Raw genomic sequence first — 22,818 nt, forward strand, 5'->3', positions numbered from 1 at the left:
GGCCATCGCAACGGGCCTATTGGCTTTTGTGATGGTCGGTTGCACACTCGGGGAGGAGTCGACCGCCGGCACGGTGCTGGTGGCGCCGATGCGGCAGGCGGTCTCCTGTCGTAGGAGAGCCTTTGATGGCGGCGAGCGTACGCATGCGCAATACACTGACGCTGTTTTCCTCGAACGACGATGTACTGTGCCACCGTGTGCGCCTGGTGCTGGCAGCCAAGGGCGTGAGTTTCGACTTCGTTCCGGTCGATCCACAGAACCCGCCGGAAGATCTGATCGATCTCAATCCGTACCACTCGGTGCCGACCCTGGTCGAGCGCGAGCTGGTGCTGTATGCCGCCTCGGTGGTCAGCGAGTATCTGGACGAGCGCTATCCGCACCCGCCGCTGATGCCGGTCGACCCGCTGTCGCGCGCGCGCATCCGCTTGGCCATGTTGCGTATCGAGCACGACTGGGTGCCGCAGGTGCAGGCGATCCAGCTGGGCAACAAGACCCAGGCCGAGGCGGGGCGCAAGCGACTGAAGGAATTGCTGACGGCCTCGCTGCCGTTGTTCAAGGCCAGCAAGTTCTTCCTCAACCCGGAAATGAGTCTGGCCGACTGCGCGATGGCGCCGATCATCTGGCGCCTGCAATCGCTGGATGTGCCGTTGCCCAAGGACAGCAAGGCGATCGAGGACTATGGCAATCGGATCTTCCGCCACCCCGGTTTCGTCCGCAGCCTGACCGATCAGGAAAAGAAACTGCGCGATCTGCCGGGCTGATCCGGCATCCGCTTTCCCGTCTGCACGCCGACCGGCGTGCAGGCGATCCGCCCCGGCAGGGGCGTCGGGCGCTACACTTCACGCATGACCGAAGACTTCTTCCACATGACCAGCCACCGCCCGTATCTGTTGCGGGCTCTGGTGGAATGGATCAATGACAACCAGCTGACTCCGCACATCCTGGTCGACGCCGGCGTTCCCGGCGTGCAGGTTCCGCCTTCGGCCGTCAAGGACGGCCGGGTGGTGCTCAACATCGCCGAGCGCGCGGTGGTACGGCTGGTGATCGACAACGAGTCGGTGAGCTTCTCGGCGCGCTTCTCCGGCACCAGCTATCCGGTGCAGGTGCCGATCAGCGCGGTGCTGGCGGTGTATGCCCGCGAAACCGGGCAGGGCATGGCGTTGCCGGATGACATTCCCGGTGGCGAGCCGACGCCGGCCAGTGATGAGCTGCTGCACGACGATGAGCAGACGCCGCCGGACGACACGCCGCCCGCCGGTCCGCCGCCCAAGGGCCGCCCGACCCTTCGCGTGGTCAAGTAGCTTCCACAGCTTTACATCCACGCATGGCGTGGATCTACCGGCTCCAGTAGATCCACGCCATGCGTGGATGCCCTTGCTCACACATCCTCGGCATCTTCGTTGTCCGCACGGATCTGGCTGATCCGCGCCGCGCCCGGGCCGGTGAAGGAAATCAGCTGGTCGCCGCGCAGCACCATGCGGCCGACATGGCGATCGATGCCGTCGTAGGAATACTCGAACTTGAAGGTGCGCTCGAAACCGAGCCGGCCATCTTCCCCGCGCGACAGGCGCAGACCGGTGGCGTGTACCGCCTGGTCCAGCCACTGCACATCGGCGGCACGGCAGGCATTGCGGCCCAGTTCGACCGCACGTTCGGCGGCCGAACGCGCTGCGTTCCAGAAGAAGTAGACGATACCGCCGGCAATCAGCAGGATCAGCAGGGTGGGCATGGCTTCAGCCGTCAGGTGTCGATCCGCCAAAGATGGCGACGAATGGCGACCGGATCAAGCGGCATCTGCTCAGCGATCGCTGCCGGGCTCCGTTGCCGGCTGCAGCGGCACCGATGTCGGTGCAGCGGGTGCCGGCGGAAGCGGTGCAACCCGCGGTGTAGTGGCATTCAACTGCAGCAGTGCGGCCCAGTCCTGCCGGTTGAAGCTGCACTCGTCCTCGCGACCCGGTGTACAGGTCGGATCGATGCCGGTGGCGTCGCGCTCGCGTGGCGGCGGCAGCTTGATCGTGCCGGTGCGATCCAGTTGCAGCAGGCGCATCGCCACGGTGTTCATGACATTGCCGCCCACCAGGTAAAGCGTCTGGTCGCCACCGAGGTTGGCCGCCACCACCACTTCGCAATGCGACTTCCAATGGCCTACCGAGCCGTTGCCCAGGGCCTGCACCAATCCGCTGTAGCTGAGTGTGCTGCTACGGTCGCGCAGGAAGCACAGCAGGTCGCCCGGTGCAGGCTTGGCGGTGGCTGGGTCCACCAGGCGGTAGGGCACGCCGGAAGGGCCGGCCTGGTAGGCGGCGCGGATGTAGTCGATATGGCGTGGGGACGTGTTGAAGCCAGGTACGCCGGCACGCACCATCACCCAGGAAATGAAGGCGGCCGACCACGGATTGTCGATCAGGAACGCGCGGCAATCGCTGTCGGTGTAGCGGGTGCCCGACGGGGCCAGGCAGCTGCTGGCACCCGGCTGGCTGCCCAATGCATTCAGCGTGCCGCTTTCGCGCCAGTAGCTGCTGACCCGTTGCCAGGCGATCAGGCCGTTGTCGGCCAGATGATCGCTCTCGGCCTCGGTGACACTGAGGCTGGCGGCGCGGCCGTCACGGTCGATGAAGGGGCGGAACCAGAGACGATGCTCGTTGCAGGCAGTGTTGCGGATGGCGATGGCCAAAGGGCTCAGGCCGAAACGCGGGGGTACATCGCAGGCTTCGACGGCGGCGGCCGAGAGGGGCGTCGCGGCCAGCAGCAGGCAGGCGGGCAAGAGCATCCGGCGCATGCGCGGTTCCTGTGGGGGATGGTCGCAGCGTCGCAGCGCCGCTGTGAACGCCGGGTGTGAGAACGGTAGTGCCGGCCGCTGGCCGGCAACATCACGATCCGCGAATCCACCCTCAACCCGGTGGTGGACCCAGCTTCAACGACAGATCAATGGCCTGCACGTGCTTGGTCAGGCCGCCGATGGAAATGCAGTCGACGCCATCTTCGGCGATCGAGCGCAAGCCGCCGAGGCCGACGCTGCCGGACACTTCCAGTGGAATGCGGCCCCCGGTGATGCGCACCGCTTCGCGCCGCAGTTCCGGGCTGAAGTCGTCCAGCAGGATGCGTTCACAGCCGGCCTGCAGCGCCTGCCGCAGCTGTTCCAGGTCTTCGACCTCGACGACCAGCGGCAGCTGCGGCCATTGCCGGCGGGCCGCCGACACGGCGGCAGCCAGTGAACCGGCCGCACGGATGTGGTTTTCCTTCAGCATCACCGTGTCGTACAGGCCGAAGCGATGGTTGTCGCCGCCGCCGCACCGCACCGCGTACTTCTGCGCCAGACGCAGGCCGGGCAGGGTCTTGCGGGTATCGAGGATGCGTGTGTCCGTTCCTTCCACCGCAGCCACGTAGCGGGCAGTGGTGGTCGCTGTGCCGGACAGGGTCTGCAGAAAATTCAACGAGGTGCGTTCGGCGCTGACCAGGCTGCGGCTGCGCCCGTGCAGCAGCGCCAGCACGGTACCGGCGCTGACATGGTCGCCTTCGGCCACCCGCCACTCGATCTGCACGTCCGCATCAAGTGCGCGATGGGTGGCATCGAACCACGGGCGGCCCGCGATCACCGCATCCTGCTTGCACAGCAGGTAGCCACTGTCGGGCTGGTCGGGCAGCAGGGCGGCGGTGACGTCACCACTGCCCAGGTCCTCGGCCAACGCGCGGGCCACATCGGCCGCGACGACGGCTGGATCCGGCGTCGGCAGCGCGCTCATGTGGTCGGGAAGTCGGCGATCTGTGCGGTCGGGATGGCTTCTTCGGCCAACAGCACCGGAATGCCGTCGTCAACGCGGAATACCTGTTTGCGGTCGCGGGTGACCAGGGCTTCGCGCAGCGGCTGCGCCAGCGGGTTGCCATCGGCGCGGTTGACGGTACCGGCGGCGATCGCCCGGTTGAGGGCTTCCAGGCCCTTGCCATCCAGCAGGGACAGGGGCTGGCGGGTGTCGGGCGATACCAGCAGGTCGAGCAGCTTGCGATCCATGGTTCTTCGTCTTGCGTGGAAGATGGCTAGAATACGTCTTTAAGGCAGGTGACGGCCAATGACCCCCAACCCGATCGCGCCGCTTGTCGGCATCGTCATGGGTTCCCGCTCCGACTGGGAAACCATGCAGCACGCCGCCCAGAAGCTTGAAGCCCTGGGTGTTCCGTTCGAAGTGAAGGTGGTGTCCGCACATCGGACGCCGGATGTGTTGTTCAGTTATGCCGAGCAGGCAGGTTCGCGCGGGCTGCGCGCGATCATTGCCGGCGCTGGCGGTGCCGCGCATCTGCCGGGCATGATCGCGGCCAAGACCGCGGTGCCGGTGCTGGGCGTGCCGGTGCAGTCCAAGGCCCTCAACGGCATGGATTCGCTGCTGTCGATCGTGCAGATGCCGGCCGGCATTCCGGTCGCCACCTTCGCCATCGGCAATGCCGGCGCCTCCAATGCCGCGCTGTTCGCCGCCGCGATGCTGGCCAGCGACCAGCCCGCCATCGGCCAGGCGCTGGACAGTTTCCGCGCGCGCCAGACCGAAGACGTGATGGCCCACGACGATCCGCGCCAATGAGTCTGACCGTCGGCATCCTCGGCGGCGGTCAGCTCGCCCGCATGATGGTCCTGGCCGGTGCGCCGCTGGGTCTGCGATTCGAACTGTACGATCCGGCAGCCGATGCCTGCAGCGGCCCGCTGGCGCCGCTCACCGTCGGTGCTTTCGACGATCGGCAGGCACTGGCGGATTTCGCCGCCAAGGTCGATGTGGTGACCTTCGATTTCGAGAACGTACCCGCTGACAGCGCGCAATGGCTGGCCGACCGCGTGCCGGTCTATCCGCCGCCGTCGGCGTTGGCCGTGGCCCAGGACCGGTTGAGCGAGAAGACCCTGTTCCAGCAGCTGGGTATTCCGCTGCCGGCGTTCGCCGATATCCGCAGCCGCGAAGAACTGGCGGCCAAGGCGGCCGAATTCGGTCTGCCGTGCATCCTCAAGACCCGCCGCCTGGGCTACGACGGCAAGGGCCAGTTCCGTCTGCGCAGCGAAGCGGACATCGATGCGGCTTGGCAGGCGCTGGGTGCGCAGGTCGAGCGCACCGGCCTGATCCTCGAGGGTTTTGTCGCCTTCCAGCGCGAAGTCAGCGTGGTAGCCGTGCGCGGCCGCGATGGCAGCTTCCAGGCCTGGCCGGTCACCGGCAACTGGCATGTCGACGGCGTGCTGTCGGCCAGCGTGGCACCGGCGGTGCTGTCCGCTGCCGAGCACGAAGCGGCGATCGGCTATGCCCAGCGTGTCGCCGAACACCTGCAGTACGTGGGTGTGTTCGCGCTGGAGCTGTTCTGCCGCGACGGTGAACTGCTGGCCAACGAGATGGCGCCGCGTGTGCACAACTCCGGTCACTGGACCATCGAAGGCAGCGAAACCTCGCAGTTCGAGAACCACCTGCGTGCGGTGCTCGGCCTGCCGCTGGGCAGTACCCGCATGCTTGGCCATGCCTGCATGCTGAACTGGCTCGGGGCGATGCCTGACCCGAGGCCGGTGCTGCAGCAGGCCAGCGGCCATTGGCACGATTACGGCAAGGAATCGCGTGACGGCCGCAAGGTTGGTCACGCGACGCTGCGTGACGATGATGCCGGGGCGCTGGCCGATGCGTTGGTGCAGGTCGGTCTGGAACTGGACCGCCAGGCCCAGGTGGCCCCGGCCGTGCACGCGCTGCGCAACGGCTGACCAAGGTGATGCCGGCCGTCGGCCGGCAGACGTCGCTGATCTTGGTAGTGCCGGCCGCTGGCCGGCAAACGTTGCCGATCTTGGTAGTGCCGGCCGCTGGCCGGCAATGCCCACCAAGTCGTGGGCATCTACCAAGGCAGGCCCACCAAAAGGTGGGCCGCCGCCACGGCGTAGCGTGATACCGGCAGCGCCGGCTCATGCCCGGCGGATGCCCGTCCGTCTCAGCGCAGCTGGCTCTCGGCGAACTCCCAGTTCACCAGTTGCCAGAATGCTTCCAGATAGCGTGCACGATCATTCTGGTAGTCGGTGTAGTACGCGTGCTCCCAGACATCGCAGCACAGCAGCGGCGTGCTGTCGCCGGTCAGAGGCGTGCCAGCATTGCGCGTCGCCTGCAGGCCGAGCTGCCCACCCGGGTGCTGTACCAGCCACACCCAGCCGGAGCCGAACAGGCCAAGCGCGGTTCGACTGAATTCTTCGCGCAGACGCTGGCCGTCGCCGAACTGGCGCTTGACCAGCTCGCCCAGGCGACCCTGCGGCTCGCCACCGCCGCGCGGGCGCAGGCATTGCCAGTAGAAGCCGTGGTTCCAAGCCTGGGCGGCGGCATCGAACAGCGCGCCCTGGGCGTGGCGGACGATGTCCTCCAGCGTGGCTTCTTCCCATTCGGTGCCGACAATGGCGGCATTGACCGCATCGACGTAGGCGCGATGGTGGCGACCGTGATGGAGTTCCACGGTCTGTGCCGACAGGTGCGGCTGCAGGGACGAGGGCAGGTAGGGCAGGGCGGGCAATTCGACGGGCATGGACAGGTTCGTGGCCAGGGGGCGGCGGCAGCCGGTACCATCGGCTTACAATGGGGGCTACCGTGGGCAGTCTAGCCGACCACCACGGTTGGTTTGTCCAGCGAAGCAAGGAGTGAGGTGTGGCGGTAATGCAGCAAATCCAGGCCGAGGTGGATCGTTACCCGCTCGTGCTGTTCATGAAGGGCACCCCGCAATACCCCATGTGCGGCTATTCCAGCCGCGCCGTGCAGGCCTTGATGGCCGCGGGCGCCGCGTCGCTGCGCACGGTCAATGTGCTGGAAGAGCCCGAGATCCGCGCCAACCTGCCGCGCTTCTCCAATCTGCCCACCTTCCCGCAGTTGTTCATCAACGGTGAGTTGATCGGCGGCTGTGACATCGTCATGGAACTGTTCGAAGCCGGCGAGCTCAAGCGCATCGTCGAAGAGGCTGCGCAGGGATGAGCGCCTGGCCATCGACGTCACCGGCAGACGGGGCGCTCGATGGCCGCCCGTTGCAGGGTCGCGTGGTGCTCGTTGCCGGTGCCGGTGGTGGGCTGGGGAGTGCCGCCGCTGTTGCTGCCGCCGAGGCGGGAGCGACCGTGGTCCTGTTGGGGCGCAAGCCACGCCGGCTGGACCGGGTCTATGCCCAGGTGCAGGCGGTCGGGCCGGAACCCCTGTTGTACCCGTTGGACCTTGAAGGTGCAGGTCCTGACGACTATGCCGAGCTGGCCCAGGCCGTGGCGCAGGAGCTGGGACGGCTTGATGGCCTGCTGGTCTGTGCAGCGCACTTTCCCGGCCTGACCCCGTTCGAGCTGGCCGACCCGGCCAGTTTCGCCCGCGCCGTGCACGTTACCCTGACCGCTCCGGCCTGGCTGGCCCAGGCCTGCCTGCCGTTGCTGCGGCAGCGTGAAGACGCGGCGCTGGTGTTCACCGTGGATGCCGTGGAGCGGGTGGGGCAGGCTTACTGGGGCGGCTACGGCGCCGCCCAGCATGGCCTGCGCGGGCTGATCGGCAGCCTGCATGACGAGCTGGCCCGCAGCCCGGTGCGGGTAAGTGGCCTTTACCCCGGCCCCTTGCGTACCGCCCTGCGGGCGCGGGCCTATTCGATCGACCAAGACCCGGCCGCACGTGGCCCGGAGGCCGCCGCTGCAGCGGCCGTGACCCTGTTGTCCGCCGCTGGACAGGCGTGGCGGGGGCAGGTGCTCGATGCGGGCAATCCGCCATCGATGAGTGAAGACGTTCGTAAAGCGGAATGAAGATCCCGTCACGATAGCGTTGCGATCCGGTGCCGTTTGTCGCACAACCGTCACATTGAAAGCGTAGCGTGTTAATCTAGTGTTAACCGTTGCGGCAGCTGCCGTTCACGGTAGGGAACCCCAGATAAATGTCCGAACAGCCGCCCGCAAGGCTGCTTGGATGCGCTTTTTTTCCGCCATCGCCAACTCGCATCGAGGCTACCGAACAATGACTCACCCATTCCGGATGTCCAAGCTCACCCTTGGTCTCGTGGCTGCGCTCGCCGCCGCTCCCGCCTTCGCCCAGAGCACCTCTGCCGGTGTCGGCGGCCAGGTCGTGTCCCGTGCCGGCCAGCCCGTCGCCGGTGCTGAAGTCACCATCACCCACACCGAGTCGGGCACCGTTTCGCGTGCGACCACCGATGCGGCGGGTCGTTACAACGCGCGCGGCCTGCGCGTGGGTGGTCCGTACTCGATCACCATCACCAAGTCCGGTGAAGGCACCAAGACCGAAGATGGCGTCTACCTGGGCGTGAACCAGACCGGCACCATCAATGCCACCCTGGCCGGCGACCTCGCCGCGACCAACCTGGACACCGTGCAGGTCACCGCTGTCGGCGGCGGCTCGGAAGTGTTCAGCGCCACCAAGATGGGTTCGGGCACCAACATCAGCCAGCAGCAGATCGAAGTTGCGCCGTCCATCGGCGGCAACATCCAGGATCTGATGCGTCTGGATCCGCGCGTGACCTTCATCGATCGCGCCTCGGGCTCGATCTCGGCCGGCGGCCAGAACCCGCGTTTCAACTCGATCAACATCGACGGCGTCTCGGCCAGCGACACCTTCGGTCTGGAAGGCAACAACATGCCGACCCGCCGCCAGCCGGTCGCGATGGAAGCCATCGAAGCGCTGGACATCAACCTGTCCAACTACGACGTCAGCATCGCTGCCGCCGCCGGTGCCACCGTCAACGCGGTGACGAAGTCGGGTACCAATGAATTCCACGGTTCGGTGTACGGCACCTACCGTGACGGCGACTGGTTCGGTGACAACCCGGAAGGCCAGCCGTTCAAGGGCTTCACCAAGGAAGAAACCTACGGCATGACCTTGGGCGGTCCGATTATCAAGGACAAGCTGTTCTTCTTCGCCAACTACGAAAAGTTCAAGCAGGCCGCGCCGGGCGCCGACCTGAGTGGCACCGCGCTGGGCAAGGCCAACGCGCAGTTCACCATGGCCGACGTGACCCGCGCGCAGCAGATCGCGCAGGGCTACGGCATCAACGCCGGTGGCCTGGAAAGCAACGGCGACACGGAGATGGAAGAGTACGCGCTGAAGCTGGACTGGAACATCAGCGAAAACCACCGTGCCAACATCCGTTACAGCAAGATCGACCAGAGCAAGCTGCGCATCAACGGCATGACCACCAGCTCTGCCTCGCTGAGCTCGTACTGGTACCAGCATGACAAGACCAACGAGAGCTACGTCGCCCAGCTGTTCAGCGACTGGACCTCGAACTTCTCGACCGAACTGAAGGCCTCGTACCGCGAGTACTCGGCGATCCGCAACGTGTCCACCGATGCGCCGAGCATCCGCATCTTCTTCGGCGGCAACCAGGGTTCGCCGTCGGGTGACTCGCTGTACCTGGGTACCGAAGTCAACTCGCAGAACAACATCCTGGAAACCAAGGCGTGGAACTACTACGCCGCCGGTACCTGGACCCTGGGCAACCACGATGTCAAGTTCGGTGCGTCGTACGACACCAACGACATCTACAACTACTTCGGCGCCAACTCGTGGGGTGCCTACACCTTCTACGGTCTGGACAACTTCGCCGCTGGCCGCTGGAGCAGCTACAACTACAACCCGGAGCGCACCCCGGGCTCGATTCCGGCTGACTACAAGTTCAGCAACCTGGCCCTGTTCGTGCAGGACACCTGGTATGTCAACAACAATCTGACCCTGACCCTGGGCGTGCGTGGCGACCGTGCTGACACCAGCCCGGCCCCGGCTTACAACGCTGCAGCGTCGACGTTCTTCGGTCGCAACAACAGCGATGTGCTGAGCAACAAGTTCCTGATCCAGCCGCGCTTCGGTTTCAACTACACCTTCGACAGCGAGCGCCCGACCCAGCTGCGCGGTGGCGTGGGCCTGTTCCAGGGTGATGCCCCGCAGGTGTGGCTGAGCAACAGCTATTCGGCGACCGGCTTCAACAACTCGGTCTACGCGTACACCTCCAACAACCCGGCGCTGCCGTTCAACCCGAACAAGGACAGCCAGCCGGTCCCGACCACCCCGGGCTCGAACCGTCAGAACGTCAACTTCGTCGGCAGCGACTTCAACATGCCGTCGGTGTACAAGGCCAACCTGGCCTTCGACCATGAGACCCCGTGGTACGGCATCGTGGCTTCGGCCGAGCTGCTGGTCACCAAGGTCAAGGACGCGCTGTACTACAAGAACCTGAACCTGGGTCCGGTGCAGCAGCTGGGTCCGGACGGCCGTGCGCTCTACTACGCAGCGGCACGCAACGGCAACCTCTGGACCAATAACGACGCACGCGCCGGGCGTAATGGTGCCTACGACTCGGTGTACGAAATCGCCAACACCGACAAGGGCCGTACCTCGCAGTTCACCGTGTCGTTGAGCAAGCCGTGGTCGGAAGCCAGCGACTGGTCCTGGAACATCGGCTACACCTACACCGACGCCACCGAAGTGGGCTCGCTGACCAGCTCCACTGCCAGCTCGGGCTGGGGCTACCAGTACGCCTTCAACGCCAACAGCGAAACCGAGAACACCTCGCGCTACGAGATCCGCGACCGCCTGTCGGGCTCGCTGAACTGGAAGCACAAGTTCTTCGGCGACTACGAAACCAAGGTGGGCCTGGTGTACGAAGGCCGTAGCGGCCGTCCGTACAGCTACGTCTACGTCAACGACGCCAACGGCGACAGCCGTAGTGCGAACGACCTGTTCTACGTGCCGAACCGGGGCGATGTGCTGTTCGGTGACATCAACAAGGACACCGGTCGGTTCACCGCCAACCCGGAAATGGAGAAGTCGTTCTACGAGTGGCTGGCCGCCAACCCGCAGCTGGCCAAGTATGCGGGTAGCTACGCTCCGGCCAACCAGTTCCGTACCGGCTGGATCAACACCTTCGACATCCGTATCAGCCAGCAGCTGCCGGGCTTCATGAAGGGTCACAAGTCGGAAGTGTGGCTGGACATCCAGAACGTCGGCAACATGCTGAACAAGAAGTGGGGCAACATCTACGACTACGGCTTCTTTGCCGATGCGCGTGTGGCCACCCTGCAGGGCATGAAGGACGGCAAGTACGTGTACAACTTCCGCGGCGCTGACCTGCCGGCGGTGGCAAACAATGACGCAGACGGCTTTGACGTCGGTGTGTCGCAGTGGTCGCTGCAGCTGGGCTTCCGCTACCAGTTCTGATGAACTGACGTAGCAACAGCTGTGCACGGAAACGGCCGGGGAAACCCGGCCGTTTTCCGTTCAGGCGAAAGTCCTTGCGAGGGTGCCTGCATCGGCGTAGCATCCAGACACGTGCGCGGCGCAGATGCCGCCGATGCGGTCCCGAAGCGGCGAACGCGGGACGCACCTATCCAACGGTCGGGCTTCCCGGCCGTTTTGCTTTTTAAGGGGGCGGCAGTACAGTCGGACACCTTAAAGGAAGCAGAAAAGTGGATATGACAACGAACGAAAAGGCAGCGCGGACGCTGCCGGTGCAGGACGCGCGGATCTACCCGCGTGGTGGCCTGGATGTGCTGTCGCGGGCCGAGGTTGCGCGCCTGCGCGATGCCTCCAGCGGTGGCATGCACGAGCTCCTGCGCCGCTGCGCGCTGGCCGTGCTGACCAGTGGCAGTGCTTCCGATGATCCGCGCGCGGCGCGCGATCTTTACCCCGATTTTGATATCCAGGTCGCACAGCAGGATCGTGGCGTGCGCATCGACCTGGCCAATGCGCCGGCGATGGCGTTCGTCGATGGCGAGATCATCCGTGGTGTGGCCGAGCTGCTGTTCGCGGTGGTCCGCGACCTGGCCTACATGGCCATTGAGATGGGCCCGGCCTACGCGGCCGAGCTGGAATCGTCCGAGGGCATCACCAATGCGGTGTTCGGGCTGCTGCGCAACGCGCGCATCCTCAACCCGGGTGACCCGAACCTGGTGGTCTGCTGGGGCGGTCACTCGATCTCGCGCGACGAGTACCTGTATACCAAGCAGGTCGGTTACGAGCTGGGCCTGCGTGGCCTGGACATCTGCACCGGCTGCGGCCCGGGCGCAATGAAGGGTCCGATGAAGGGTGCGACCATCGCCCATGCCAAGCAGCGCCGTACGGTGACGCGCTACATCGGCCTGACCGAGCCGGGCATCATCGCCGCCGAGTCGCCGAACCCGATCGTCAACCACCTGGTGATCATGCCGGACATCGAGAAGCGCCTTGAGGCCTTCGTCCGCATTGGCCACGGCATCATCGTGTTCGCCGGTGGCGTGGGTACCGCTGAGGAGATCCTGTACCTGCTCGGCATCCTGCTGCGCGAAGAGAACAAGGACCTGCCGTTCCCGCTAATCCTGACCGGTCCGACCGTGGCCGCGCCGTATTTCGAGCAGATCGACCGCTTCATCCGCCTGACCCTGGGCGACGCCGCGGCCGAGCGCTACGAAATCGTCATCGGCGATCCGGTGGCGGTGGCCAAGAAGATGTCGGCCGGCATCAAGCGCGTGCGTGAGCACCGCCTGGCGCAGAAGGATTCGTTCTTCTTCAACTGGTCCATCGAGATTCCGTGGGAATACCAGCAGCCGTTCGTGCCGACGCACGAAGCGATGGCGGCGCTGGATCTGCATCACGGGCGTGCACCGCATGCGCTGGCAGCCGACCTGCGCCGGGCGTTCTCGGGCATCGTCGCTGGCAACGTGAAGGAGGACGGCATGCGCCGCATCGAGGAGTTCGGGCCGTTCCAGATCCATGGCGACCCCGACATGATGCAGGCCCTGGACGCGCTGCTGCGTGCCTTCGTCGAGCAGCGCCGGATGAAGATCTCCGGCGAGTACCAGCCCTGCTACCAGGTACTGGCGTAAGCCAGGCGAGGGCGGCTGGACGGCGCGGCGGGGGGCGTGCCGGACCGGCCGGGGCAGGGCGGGTCGTCAAGCCTTTGACGCCCGTCGCCCGGATCTGACCGTTCATCCTGCCGCCGCTTGCCGGCGGCAGGCCGGTGCGCCATCGTGGCCACCAACACGCTGGGGAGCGTCCAATGTCTTTGCGCCGGCAAAACGGCTTCACGTTGATTGAGCTGATGGTCACGCTGACCGTCTTCGTGATCCTGGCGTCGATCGCCTATCCGAGCTTCCGCGGCATGATTCGTTCGAACCGGCTGGCAACTGCCAACAACGAAGTGATCGCGTTGACCAACCTCGCGCGCAGCGAGGCCATCCGCAACAACCATGGTGGTGGCCTCTGTGGCAGTACCGATGGCCAGGCCTGTGATGGTGAATGGTCAAAGGGGCTGCTGGCCTGGTCCGATCTCGATGCGGATGGCGTGCTGGGCAGCAATGACAGCGTGCTGCGCTTCTCCCTGGGCAACCCTCAGCTGAGCGTGGTCGGTCCCCCGGGTGCGACCATCGCCTTTGATGGCCGTGGCCGTCGCAAGGCCGCGGAAGATCAGACGTTGGTGCTGTCCCCGGCGTCCTGCAAGGCCGGCGAACAGCGCAGCACATTGACGATCAACAAGTCCGGCCAGGTCCGGGTGACCAAGGGAACCTGCTCATGAATCGCCGCAACCTTGCCTCTCCACGTTCGTCCCAAGGCGGCTTCAGCCTGATCGAAGTAATGGTGGCGTTGTTGATCCTGGCGTTTGGGTTGCTCGGCTTTGCCATGCTGCAGACGACAAGCGTGCGCTTCGTGCAGAGCGCCAATTACCGGACCCAGGCTACCAATCTGGCAAACGACTTGATCGAACTGATGCGCGCCCAGCGCACCGATACGCTTGCCGGCGGTGCTTACTCGTCGGCCTCGTTTTCTGCTGGTGCGGTAACGGCGAATGGTGCATGTGCCTGGCCGACCGGCGCAGCGGTGACGCCGAAGACCAATGTGGCACGCTGGCAATGTGAAGTTGTGAAGACACTCGGTGAAAAGGCCAGTGCGGAGGTCCAGTTCACCCAGAGCACCGGCCAGGTCAGCGTGGCCATTACCTGGGGTGATCAGCGTTGGGATCCGAAGGAACCTGACAGCCTCACCACCTTCGGCCTGACCACTTTCCTGTGAGCGCGTCCATGAGTCCGTCTTCACGAGCCCGCGGCCTGTCGTTGATCGAACTGATGATCGCAATGGTCATCGGTCTGGTGCTTCTGTTGGGCATCACGCAGATTTTCATCGCTTCCCGTGCGGCTTCGCGCCTGTCAGAAGGTGCTGCCCGAACCCAGGAGAACGCGCGCTTTGCATTGGACTTCCTGCAGCGTGACTTGCGCATGGCAGGTCACTTTGGTTGCGTGAACGACCAGGCACATGTGATCAAGAACACCGGCGATGTCCGCTACAACCTTGGTGTCGCCGCTGGCAGTGGAGATCCGCTGGATTTCTCGGTACCGGTGCAGGGGTATGAGGCCGCAGGCACCGCCCCGACCAATACACTGACACTGGGGCGCACGTGGAGCGCGGCGATATCCATGCCCAAGAGCATCAGCAGCCTGAAGCCGGCGCCATTGCCGGGCAGTGATGTGCTTGTGCTTCGCCTGCTGAGCCCGGAAGGGGCGGTTGTGACAGGCGTCGGTGTGGATGGCACTACAACTACGGTGACGGTGTCCAGTGATGGCATGGCGCGCCTGAAGGCGGGTGCTGCCGGCACTCCGACGGTGTTCGCTCTGGCCGATTGCACTCGCGCCGATGTGTTCCCGGCCAGCATCAGTGGATCCACGGTCAAGATCGAGAAGCTGGATCTGACCGGCTACTCCGTCAACAACGCGATGACGATGCTGTATCGCGCCGATGGCCTGGTGTATTACATCGCGAGCAATGGCAACAACGAGCCGGCCCTGTACCGCGCCCGCGCCAACGGTGCCGGTGGCTACGGTGACGGCGAGGAACTGGTGGAGGGCATCGAGAGCATGCAGTTGCTGTACGGCCTTGATGCAACACCGGATATTTCTCTTTCCACGCCGCCCAGCGGCCGCATCGTCGACCAGCGCGTGGCCAGCGACATCAGTACCGCAGTGGACGCGACCGCCGTTGGCGCGTGGCGTCGCGTAGGCATGGTGCAGGTGGGGCTGCTTGCCCGCAGCCCGCAGCGGGCGTCGGCGCAGGCTCCGGGTTCGGCAGCCACCTACCTGGGCGTGCTTGGTGTGACCATCGCGCCGGGCGATCCGTATGACCAGCGCCACCGTGGCGCCTATGAAGTTTCCGTTGCGTTGCGCAACCGCCTGTTCGGGAATTGACGACCATGCGCTCCATCAAGCTGTCTTCGCGCCGCACTTTCTCTGCCCCTGTCCGGCAGCGTGGTGCCGTGCTCTATGTCGCGCTGATTCTGCTGATCATGCTTGCGCTGCTGGGTGTCATAGGCATGCAGGTGGCCGGCATGCAGGAGCGCATGGCATCCGGTTACCGTGCTGGCAACGTGGCTTTCCAGAATGCCGAGGGCGCCGCCCGCAGTGCCGAGAATGCCGTGGAAAAGATTGCCAATCGCCAGTCGCCGGGTGACAGCCCGGCGGTTACTTCGGCCGACATCGATCAACGCTGCGACGACGGCTTCGATCCTTCGGACTGGGTCGCCAAGACCAAGCTGGGCAACAAGCCGGCAGTGAAGGTCCGGCAGATCCAGGGCTGCATCCAGGGAGAGGGGGCGCTGGACATGGGCAAGCCGTTGGAGGCCGCAACACCGGTCTACCAGATCACCACGTACGCCGGCGACACCGCTGCCGACGCGACATCGCGCTCGGCGGTCGACACCGTATTCAAGCTGTGAGGGTGGGGAACCCATGAACACGCGAAATCGCAGGATCCTGGCGGGCGTAGGCCTTGCCGTTGTCGCCGCCGGCGGCTACCTGGTGCATACCCTGATGGCCGCGCAGGCGCAGGGTGTGTTGGCGCAGGAGCCCTTGAACGTGCAGGTGCAGACACCGCCTGCGTTCATCATGGCGGTGGATGACTCGAATTCGATGACCTTCGAGCGCATGTTCCCGGGTGGTGACGGGCGATTGATCTTCACCAAAACGACGGGCAGTTTCTTCAACAACAACGGCAGCTTCTACAGTGTCGGCCAGGACTGCAGCTCCAGTTCAGTCGATTGCTACCTCTACCTTTACGCGCACAGTCAATACAACGAGCGCTATTCGTATGGACGCGCGATCCCACCGCTGGATATCTTCGGCTTTGCCCGCTCGCACGTCTACAACGCAAGCTATTACAACCCGTCCGTCAGCTACAAGCCGTGGCTGAGGGCCGATGGAACCCGTTGGGACGCTGCCAGCAAGACGGCGGCGCGTGTCGACCCGCGCTCCGGATTTGCGGGGTACGACATCACGTACGACATGACCAGTGTCCGTTCGAGGAATAATGAAGGGTTCCAGTTCGTCGATGGAATGAAGATTCCCAATCTGGCGGGAACCGACAATGCGTACTACCAGGGCGGCAGTTGGCGTACCGCTTCGCGCGACTTCAGCTCTGCGGTGCAGTATGGCGTGCAGTACTTCCCGGCGACCTTCTATCTGCCGGAGAATTCACCTGCGCCCTACGGATACAAGCTGGACGATGCGAATCGACCGGTGATCACGGGTGCCTGTGGGCCCAAGTGCAATCTGCGCCGCTATCAGATCAAGAAGGACAACTACAGCATCGATGGTGCCTACGATACTGCGGTGCAGAACTTCGCCAATTGGTTCCAGTATCACCGCAGCCGCACGCTGGCCATTGTCGGTGCCTCTACCGAGGCGTTGTACGGCATCGACAACATGCGGGTGGGTTACTTCACGATCAATGACTTGAAGAACGTGAAGATGCATGATCTGGTGACTAACCGCGCCGATCTCTATCAGCAGATCTACGGATTGAAGCCGATCAGTGGCACGCCCAACCGACGTGCTGTGGAGTATCTGGCCGAACAGTTCCGCCGCACCGATGACGGCGCGCCCGTCATCCGCGCTTGCCAGCGCAATGGCGGCATGTTGTTCACGGACGGCTATACGAATTCCAAGAACTATCCGAATGGCTCGTTCGCCAACGCGGACGCGGTCAATACCGTGAATCTGCCGACACTGCCCTTCGCCGACAATTACAACAATACGATGGCCGACATCACTGCGGCCTATTACTCGGGCAGCAAGACGCCGCTTCGTTCCGATACCGGCTTCCCCAAGGGGCAGGTGCCGGTGGACGAGCGCTGCGGCACGTTGTCCCAAGGCAGCGCGGAGTGGAAGCGACTGGACTGCCAGGCCGATCTGCACATGAATTTCTACGGTGTCACGCTTGGTGCTCAGGGGCGGATTTACGGCGTGAATGCTGCCGCCACGGCGGATCCGTACAAGAATCCGCCGAACTGGAACGGCAGCCCTGATCCGTCGACGGTGGACGATGGAACGGTCATCGATGAGATCTGGCACGCCGCGCTCAACAGTCGTGGTGAATTCATCAATGCTCAGACGCCTGCCGATGTAACCGAGGCGATGCGACGTGTGTTGGCCTCGATTTCCGGCGGCAAGTCGTCGTCGGGAACCATTGGCATGACCGGCGCCCGCATTGGCGCAGGTTCGCTGTCGGTGACGCCAAGCTATGACATCCGCAATGGTGCGACCGATTGGTCGAGCAAGCTGAAGGCGTCGACCGTAAAGATCAACAGTGACCAGGTCGCTGTGTTCAGCGAGGCCTGGGAGGCGTCAACGAAACTCGCTTCAACGGGTCGCCGCATCGTGGCCAACAAAGCGGGTACGCTGGTTGACTTCGGTTCGGCCGACATCAGCCTGGCCGATCTGTGCAGCAAGCCGGATGGCAAGTACGCAGAGATGCTGGTGTGCTCGACTGACAAGCTGAAGTCCATTGATGCTGATATCGACACGGCCATCCGCTATCTGAAAGCGGATACGACGATGGAAAAGCGCAGCGGCGGCAAGTACCGCGACCGGACCACGCCGCTGGGCGACATCGTCAATTCGGCCCCGGTGGTCAGTTCGCCTATCGATGACTATGGCTATCGCCAGCTCGGCACCGATTATGCCGTCAGCTATGCCAAGTACCTGGACACCAAGGCGAAGAGTGGTCGTTACACGGTGTACGTCGGTGCCAATGACGGCATGCTGCATGCCTTCGATGGTGGCATGGGGGCATCGGGTGAGATGGACAGTACGGGAGGGACCGAGCGCTTTGCGTACATTCCGTCAACCTCGCTGGGCCACATGGCCAACCTGCTGTTCCCGTACAAACCGGATACCGCTGATCAGACCTTCCGCCATCGCTATTTCGTCGACGGTCCAATCACCATCTCGGACATGCTCGTCGGCAGCACCTGGCAGACGGGACTGGTCGGTACGGCTGGCGCTGGTGGACGCTCGGTATTCGCGCTGGACGTGAGTGACCCGGCAGCGTTTGGCACGCGCCAAGCACTCTGGGAGATCAGCGACCTGAACATGTCGTTGGCCGAGGGCGTGCGCAACAACATCGGCTTCGTGCTGGGCAAGCCGGTGATCGTGCCGGTGAAGGAAGGCAAGACGGTTGCATGGAAGGCGATCTTCGGCAACGGCTATAACAGTGCCAGTCGCAAGGCCGTTCTGTTCGTCGTGGATATGGCGTCCGGCGCCACGCGGATGATCGAGGCGGTAGAAAGCAATGCCTCGGGAGCCAATATCTCCGGAGACAATGGGTTGGGCAACGTGGTGGTGGTGGATCGCTGGCGTGGTGACAGCCAGGACCTGCGCGGTCGCGATGGTCTTGCCGATACCGTCTACGCCGCCGATCAGCGCGGCGCCATCTGGAAATTCGACCTTACCGATAGTTCCGACACGGCGCTGACCGTTCCCGTATTCACCACCCAGGTCAGCCAGGACACCAGCGCGCGAAACTTCCGCCAGCCGATCACGGGTGGCATGACCGCTGCGACCGGTCCATCGGGTGGTGTGATGCTGTATTTCGGTACGGGCAGCTTCTCGTTCTACAGTGACAAGGACGATACCTCACGACAGGCGTTGTATGCGGTCAATGACATCGGCGGGAAGAGGGTCACATCGACCTTGACCGCGGCCAATCTGACGCCCTATACCGCGGATGTTCCGGCGACGGGCGCCGAGGCGCGCAAGATTGTGGCAGGGACTGCGCCGGCCAATGCGCGAGGGTGGATGATCAACCTGCCTGCGAGCAACGGTGAGCGGTTCGTTGGTAATCCACTGCTGGTCAGCGGCATCATGTTCATGCCGACCTATGTCCCCAATCTGGAATCCGTGGGCTGCTCGACGAGTGGTTCGAACTGGCTGTTTGGTCTTTCCTCGCTGACCGGTGCGCCTGCCCTGGAGAATGTCCGGACCGGTTCCCCCACGGGTGTCAAGCCGGCGCCGGGTACAGCGGGCCTGTCGATGAAGACCGAGGGAACCGCTCCGGTCAAGGACGTATCCCTGTCGGTCATACCGCGTCTGGGTAGTGGCAAGGAAGGTCCGCCCGGGGGCAGCTCATGCTGGATGGTGGTAGGCGCCGCTGGCAGCCAGTCGCTGTATCTGCCTTATCCCTGCGGTCGCCAATCCTGGCGGCAGCTCCAGTGACCCCTGTGCGAGGATCCACATCCATGCAGTCTTTCCGTGCGCCTCATCGCTCAGCGGGCTTTACGTTGATCGAATTGATGATCGTGGTGATCGTCATCGGCATCCTGGCGGCCATCGCGATTCCTTCGTACCAGCAGTACGTACTTCGATCACACCGTGCAGTAGCCAAAGCGGACCTGGCCGAGTACGCGCAACGTGCGGAGCGCTATCACTCCAGCAACAATTCCTATTCGGGCTACACCCTGCCCAGCAAGGTCTCGCCGCGCGAAGGCGGGGCGACGCGATACGACCTGAGTTACAACGGAGATGGTTCCACGTTCACGATCACGGCGTCTCCCGCGGGTACGCAGGTCAAGGACAGCTGCGGCAAGCTGACCCTCGACCAGGCCAACCGGAAAACCTCGGAAGGAGCGGTTTCCGATTGTTGGTAGTGGGTGTTGATCTTCCAGGATTCGACCAGTACAATGCGCCTCCCCGCCCGAATAGCTCAGCCGGTTAGAGCACTTGACTGTTAATCAGGGGGTCGTTGGTTCGAGTCCAACTTCGGGCGCCAGATATTGCAGAAGCCGCGAGAAATCGCGGCTTTTTGCTTTTCTTTGCTCTGTTCAGCACGGCAGATCGCGGTTGCTGCGTTCACTGCGGGTACGCCCGCCATTGTTGACCACCAGCTTGCCGTGCAGGTGTCTGCCAGCGCAGATGCGCAGGGTCAGATTGGCGCCGGGGCTTCGCCCATCCGCCTGGAAAAACAGGAGCGGCCGTCCGCTGCTGGCGTGTGCCAGGATCGAGACATCGTCGCGGCCACGGTGATGGGCCAGGATGGCTTCCGGCGTTGCTGGTGGGTCCCGCCGCAGGCCACTGCGATAGATGATCCAGCCAGCACTCCAGTCGTCCGTGCACTGATGCCCGTCTTCGCTGGCGCACACGCCGATCAGTTCACGCCGGATCAGCGCTTGGCTGCGCGCGCTGGAGAGACTGGCATGCAGCGTCAGCTGCAGTGCGTCGGCACGCTGGCGTAGCAGCAGTGACTGCATCGCCGGCCATCCGGCCGCCAGCATTACCGAAAGGACGGCAACAACCATCATCAGTTCAACCAGTTGCATGCCCTGGGCGGGCGGGTGTGCAGGCGGGTGTTTCCAGGAGGGGGTGGACATGGAGCGAGCGTCGCCCCTTTCAATGGGGCCCACCATCAGGCATTCCCCTGCCGGTCTCCCCGGCTTCCCCTCAGCCGACCGTCACCGGACGCCCCTTATACTTACCTTCCCCGGGACCTGGCAACACCATGAGCGACAGTTTTCAGCTTGTCTCGCCGTATTCGCCGGCGGGCGACCAACCCGATGCCATCGCCAAGCTGACCAGCAATTTCGAGGCTGGCGTGGCCAAGCAGACCCTGCTGGGCGTGACCGGCTCGGGCAAGACCTACACCATCGCCAACGTCATCCAGCAGATCCAGAAGCCGACGCTGATCATGGCGCCGAACAAGACCCTGGCCGCGCAGCTGTACGGTGAGTTCAAGGCGTTCTTCCCGCACAACGCGGTGGAGTATTTCGTCAGCTATTACGACTACTACCAGCCGGAAGCCTACGTGCCGTCGTCGGACACCTTCATCGAGAAGGATAGTTCGATCAACGAGCACATCGAACAGATGCGGCTGGCGGCGACCAAGACCCTGCTGTCGCGACCGGATGCGATCGTGGTGGCGACCGTGTCGGCCATCTACGGCCTGGGCGCGCCGGAAGACTACCTGTCGCTGCGCCTGATCCTGTCCAAGGGCGAGCGCATCGACCAGCGCGACCTGATCAATCACCTGACCCAGCTGCAGTACACGCGCAATGAATACGAGCTGCAGCGCGGTACCTTCCGCGTGCGTGGTGAAGTGATCGACGTGTTCCCGGCGGAATCGGACAGCGAGGCCCTGCGCATCGAACTGTTCGATGGCGAGGTGGAAAAGATCACGATGTTCGATCCGCTCACCGGTGAGACCATGCGCAACCTGATGCGCTTCACGGTGTACCCGAAGACCCACTATGCGACCACGCGTGAACGGGTGCTGGCGGCGGTGGAGACCATCAAGGTCGAGCTGAAGGAACGGTTGGAGCAGCTGTACGCGCAGAACAAGCTGGTCGAGGCGCAGCGCCTGGCCCAGCGCACCCAGTTCGACCTTGAAATGATGGCCGAAGTGGGCTTCTGCAATGGCATCGAGAACTACTCGCGGCATTTGACCGGCAAGAACGCGGGCGAGCCGCCACCGACCCTGTTCGATTACCTGCCGGCTGATGCGCTGTTGGTGATAGACGAATCGCATGTGACCATTCCGCAGATCGGCGCCATGTTCAAGGGCGACCGTTCGCGCAAGGAAACCCTGGTCGAGTTCGGCTTCCGCCTGCCGTCGGCGCTGGACAACCGGCCGCTGCGTTTCGAGGAATGGGAAGCGCGCTGCCCGCGCAGTATCTACGTGTCGGCGACGCCGGGCCCTTACGAATTCCGTGAGGCTGGCGAGGACATGGCCGAGCTGGTGGTTCGCCCGACCGGCCTGATCGATCCGGTGGTGGAGATCCGCCCGGTCGGCACCCAGGTCGATGACCTGATGAGTGAGGCCAACGAGCGGATCAAGGCCGGTGACCGCGTGCTGGTCACCACCCTGACCAAGCGCATGGCCGAGAACCTCACCGAGTATCTGACCGAGCACGGTATCCGCGTTCGCTATCTGCACTCGGACATCGATACCGTCGAGCGCGTGGAGATCATCCGCGATCTGCGTCTGGGCAAGTTCGATGTGCTGGTCGGCATCAACCTGCTGCGCGAGGGGCTGGATATGCCCGAGGTCTCGCTGGTCGCGATTCTGGATGCGGACAAGGAGGGCTTCCTGCGCTCGACCGGTTCGTTGATCCAGACCATCGGCCGTGCGGCCCGCAACGTGCGCGGCAAGGCGATCCTGTACGCAGACAGGATCACCCGTTCGATGCAGGCGGCGATTGACGAGACCGACCGTCGTCGCGCCAAGCAGGTCGAGTACAACCAGGAGCACGGCATCATTCCCCGCTCGGTCTTGCGGCCGATTGTCGATGTGCTGGAGGGCGCGCGCTCGGATGCCGCCGAGAAGGAGGCCCGCAAGGGCAAGGGCAAAGGCCGTTCCGGCGTGGCCGAGGATGCGGCCGACTACCGGTCGCTCAGTCCGGCGCAGTTGGCCGCTCGCCTCAAGGCGCTGGAGCAGCGGATGTACCAGCATGCCAAAGACCTGGAATTCGAAGATGCCGCCCGGGTCCGCGACCAGATCAGGCAGCTGAAGGAAGCCAGCCTGGGCTGAACGCGGTAAAGCGGCTTTTCTTCACAAAAGTATTGCGCTTGCCGGTCGCCATCCG

Annotated in this window: 21 protein-coding genes and 1 tRNA gene; 16 read left to right on the plus strand and 6 right to left on the minus strand. The window is 64.1% G+C overall.

Features of this window, described 5'->3' with window-relative positions:
* The first annotated feature begins 125 nt into the window (after positions 1-125).
* Both ACEF39_RS07320 and ACEF39_RS07325 read left to right on the plus strand, forming a co-directional pair.
* Positions 126-761 carry a glutathione S-transferase N-terminal domain-containing protein gene (locus tag ACEF39_RS07320; RefSeq protein ID WP_089240017.1) on the plus strand — a complete coding sequence of 212 codons (636 nt, stop codon included), beginning with the start codon at positions 126-128 and terminating at the stop codon, positions 759-761.
* A gap of 84 nt (positions 762-845) precedes the next feature.
* Positions 846-1,301 carry a ClpXP protease specificity-enhancing factor gene (locus ACEF39_RS07325; protein WP_230110765.1) on the plus strand — a complete coding sequence of 152 codons (456 nt, stop codon included), beginning with the start codon at positions 846-848 and terminating at the stop codon, positions 1,299-1,301.
* Positions 1,302-1,378: 77 nt separating this feature from the next.
* On the opposite strand, the gene ACEF39_RS07330 is transcribed toward ACEF39_RS07325, so the two are convergent.
* The 4 genes from ACEF39_RS07330 to ACEF39_RS07345 all read right to left on the minus strand — a co-directional run bounded on the left by ACEF39_RS07330 (position 1,379) and on the right by ACEF39_RS07345 (position 4,006).
* Positions 1,379-1,729, minus strand: coding sequence for a DUF3301 domain-containing protein (locus ACEF39_RS07330; RefSeq protein ID WP_089241240.1), 351 nt, complete (start codon positions 1,727-1,729; stop codon positions 1,379-1,381).
* 69 nt (positions 1,730-1,798) lie between these two features.
* On the minus strand, positions 1,799-2,776 hold the full coding sequence (locus ACEF39_RS07335; protein ID WP_500287475.1) for a DUF2272 domain-containing protein: 978 nt from the start codon (positions 2,774-2,776) through the stop codon (positions 1,799-1,801).
* A 112-nt stretch (positions 2,777-2,888) separates the two neighbouring features.
* Complete coding sequence (gene nadC / locus ACEF39_RS07340) at positions 2,889-3,740, minus strand: carboxylating nicotinate-nucleotide diphosphorylase (protein WP_500287476.1); 852 nt, start codon at positions 3,738-3,740, stop codon at positions 2,889-2,891.
* On the minus strand, positions 3,737-4,006 hold the full coding sequence (locus ACEF39_RS07345) for a Trm112 family protein (RefSeq protein ID WP_500287477.1): 270 nt from the start codon (positions 4,004-4,006) through the stop codon (positions 3,737-3,739). The genes nadC and ACEF39_RS07345 overlap by 4 nt, the downstream gene beginning before the upstream one ends.
* Before the next feature lie 58 nt (positions 4,007-4,064).
* Between ACEF39_RS07345 and purE the strand changes: the two genes are divergently transcribed.
* Together purE and ACEF39_RS07355 are read left to right on the plus strand one after the other, a co-directional pair.
* Positions 4,065-4,568, plus strand: coding sequence for a 5-(carboxyamino)imidazole ribonucleotide mutase (gene purE / locus ACEF39_RS07350; RefSeq protein WP_025875268.1), 504 nt, complete (start codon positions 4,065-4,067; stop codon positions 4,566-4,568).
* A complete protein-coding gene (locus ACEF39_RS07355; protein WP_500287478.1) occupies positions 4,565-5,713 on the plus strand; it encodes a 5-(carboxyamino)imidazole ribonucleotide synthase in 1,149 nt (382 codons plus the stop codon). Before purE ends, ACEF39_RS07355 begins: the two co-directional genes overlap by 4 nt.
* A gap of 221 nt (positions 5,714-5,934) precedes the next feature.
* On the opposite strand, the gene ACEF39_RS07360 is transcribed toward ACEF39_RS07355, so the two are convergent.
* Positions 5,935-6,513, minus strand: a complete 579-nt coding sequence (locus tag ACEF39_RS07360; RefSeq protein WP_500287479.1) for a superoxide dismutase — start codon at positions 6,511-6,513, stop codon at positions 5,935-5,937.
* Positions 6,514-6,632: 119 nt separating this feature from the next.
* On the opposite strand from ACEF39_RS07360, the gene grxD reads away from it, so the two are divergent.
* The 11 genes from grxD to ACEF39_RS07415 all read left to right on the plus strand — a co-directional run bounded on the left by grxD (position 6,633) and on the right by ACEF39_RS07415 (position 20,012).
* Positions 6,633-6,953: a Grx4 family monothiol glutaredoxin gene (grxD, locus tag ACEF39_RS07365; RefSeq protein ID WP_500287480.1), complete on the plus strand. Its 321-nt coding sequence runs from the start codon at positions 6,633-6,635 to the stop codon at positions 6,951-6,953.
* Positions 6,950-7,747, plus strand: coding sequence for an SDR family NAD(P)-dependent oxidoreductase (locus tag ACEF39_RS07370; protein ID WP_500287481.1), 798 nt, complete (start codon positions 6,950-6,952; stop codon positions 7,745-7,747). The genes grxD and ACEF39_RS07370 overlap by 4 nt, the downstream gene beginning before the upstream one ends.
* A 226-nt stretch (positions 7,748-7,973) precedes the next feature.
* Complete coding sequence (locus tag ACEF39_RS07375) at positions 7,974-11,165, plus strand: TonB-dependent receptor (RefSeq protein WP_230110759.1); 3,192 nt, start codon at positions 7,974-7,976, stop codon at positions 11,163-11,165.
* Between the two features lie 254 nt (positions 11,166-11,419).
* Entirely contained in the window at positions 11,420-12,808 is a 1,389-nt protein-coding gene (ppnN, locus tag ACEF39_RS07380) for a nucleotide 5'-monophosphate nucleosidase PpnN (RefSeq protein ID WP_025875258.1), read from the plus strand.
* Between the two features lie 173 nt (positions 12,809-12,981).
* Positions 12,982-13,497 (plus strand): GspH/FimT family pseudopilin, encoded by a 516-nt coding sequence (locus ACEF39_RS07385; RefSeq protein WP_500287482.1) that lies wholly within the window; start codon positions 12,982-12,984, stop codon positions 13,495-13,497.
* Positions 13,494-13,991, plus strand: coding sequence for a type IV pilus modification protein PilV (gene pilV, locus ACEF39_RS07390; protein ID WP_500287483.1), 498 nt, complete (start codon positions 13,494-13,496; stop codon positions 13,989-13,991). Before ACEF39_RS07385 ends, pilV begins: the two co-directional genes overlap by 4 nt.
* Positions 13,992-13,999: 8 nt before the next feature.
* Complete coding sequence (locus ACEF39_RS07395) at positions 14,000-15,157, plus strand: PilW family protein (RefSeq protein WP_500287484.1); 1,158 nt, start codon at positions 14,000-14,002, stop codon at positions 15,155-15,157.
* A 5-nt stretch (positions 15,158-15,162) separates the two neighbouring features.
* Complete coding sequence (locus ACEF39_RS07400) at positions 15,163-15,684, plus strand: pilus assembly PilX family protein (RefSeq protein ID WP_500287485.1); 522 nt, start codon at positions 15,163-15,165, stop codon at positions 15,682-15,684.
* A gap of 13 nt (positions 15,685-15,697) precedes the next feature.
* Positions 15,698-19,459 (plus strand): pilus assembly protein, encoded by a 3,762-nt coding sequence (locus ACEF39_RS07405; protein WP_500287486.1) that lies wholly within the window; start codon positions 15,698-15,700, stop codon positions 19,457-19,459.
* A gap of 23 nt (positions 19,460-19,482) precedes the next feature.
* Positions 19,483-19,890, plus strand: coding sequence for a type IV pilin protein (locus tag ACEF39_RS07410; protein WP_500287487.1), 408 nt, complete (start codon positions 19,483-19,485; stop codon positions 19,888-19,890).
* 45 nt (positions 19,891-19,935) lie between these two features.
* Positions 19,936-20,012 (plus strand) — tRNA-Asn (locus ACEF39_RS07415).
* Between the two features lie 52 nt (positions 20,013-20,064).
* Here the strand turns inward: ACEF39_RS07415 and ACEF39_RS07420 are convergent.
* Positions 20,065-20,559 carry a GspH/FimT family pseudopilin gene (locus tag ACEF39_RS07420; RefSeq protein WP_500287993.1) on the minus strand — a complete coding sequence of 165 codons (495 nt, stop codon included), beginning with the start codon at positions 20,557-20,559 and terminating at the stop codon, positions 20,065-20,067.
* A 179-nt stretch (positions 20,560-20,738) separates the two neighbouring features.
* Between ACEF39_RS07420 and uvrB the strand changes: the two genes are divergently transcribed.
* On the plus strand, positions 20,739-22,763 hold the full coding sequence (gene uvrB, locus ACEF39_RS07425; RefSeq protein ID WP_500287488.1) for an excinuclease ABC subunit UvrB: 2,025 nt from the start codon (positions 20,739-20,741) through the stop codon (positions 22,761-22,763).
* Positions 22,764-22,818 lie beyond the last annotated feature (55 nt).

Source organism: Stenotrophomonas indicatrix (assembly GCA_041545745.1).
GTDB lineage: Bacteria > Pseudomonadota > Gammaproteobacteria > Xanthomonadales > Xanthomonadaceae > Stenotrophomonas > Stenotrophomonas indicatrix_A.